The organism is Lentilactobacillus hilgardii DSM 20176 = ATCC 8290, assembly GCF_000159315.1.
In the GTDB taxonomy this organism is placed as follows: Bacteria; Bacillota; Bacilli; order Lactobacillales; family Lactobacillaceae; genus Lentilactobacillus; species Lentilactobacillus hilgardii.
This window is the reverse complement of the sequence record NZ_GG670102.1, coordinates 1-208: the sequence shown is the minus strand read 5'-3', so window position 1 is coordinate 208 and position 208 is coordinate 1. Positions and strand designations below refer to the sequence as shown.

Sequence of the window (208 nt, the reverse complement as noted above, 5' to 3'; positions counted from 1 at the left end):
CGCGTCGCCGACCCGCGCTATGCACCCGCCGTAATCGTCACCAATTCGGAATACCGTTTCCTCGTGGGCGAACAGGCTGCCGAAATCGGCGCGCCGCTGGCCGGCGTCCTGCTCGAGCCGGTTGCGCGCAATACCGCCATGGCCATTGCCGCCGCGTCGTGCTTCATCGTGCAGCATTTCGGCCCCGAGGCGGTGATCCACGTCCTGC

At 67.3% G+C, this 208-nt stretch carries 1 pseudogene; it reads left to right on the top strand.

Going from position 1 to position 208, the window contains the following annotated elements:
• Positions 1-208 (top strand): annotated as a pseudogene (locus HMPREF0519_RS13780) (hypothetical protein); the annotation flags it as partial.